At 67.7% G+C, this 396-nt stretch carries 1 protein-coding gene; it reads left to right on the forward strand.

What is annotated here, in order from left to right; genetic code table 11:
• Positions 1-336, forward strand: a 336-nt coding sequence (locus KDK95_RS35285) for an IclR family transcriptional regulator domain-containing protein (RefSeq protein ID WP_212522685.1), incomplete at its 5' end; no start/stop codon positions are given.
• Positions 337-396 lie beyond the last annotated feature (60 nt).

A 396-nucleotide genomic window follows, 5' to 3' on the forward strand; every position in this document is an offset into this window, starting at 1 on the left:
GGGCAGTGCCTGCTCTCCCAGCTCGACGAGGAGGCCCGCCGCGACCACCTCGACCGCCACCCCGTGCGGCCCGTCACGCCGTACACCGTGCGCGACGCTCAGAGCCTCCTGAGGCGCCTGGAGCGGGTGCGGCGCATGGAGCCGGTGATCGAGCGTCAGGAGTACGCCCTGGGGACGGTCTGCGCCGCGATCCCGGTCACCATCGGCACCACGGCCGCGACGATGGCCATCTCCCTGCCCGCACACCAGGCCGATCGGCTGCTCCCCACGGCACGGAGACTGCAGGCCGAAATGGGGCGCCTGGTGGGGTCGTTGGCGCTCTCTATCAGTATCTGAAAAATCACTCCTTGTGATCTGCTGTGTACGTTCAGCAAGATTCCATCAGGTGTCAGGGTC

The sequence above is a fragment of the Actinospica acidithermotolerans genome (assembly GCF_018139625.1).
Taxonomy (GTDB): Bacteria; Actinomycetota; Actinomycetes; order Streptomycetales; family Catenulisporaceae; genus Actinospica; species Actinospica acidithermotolerans.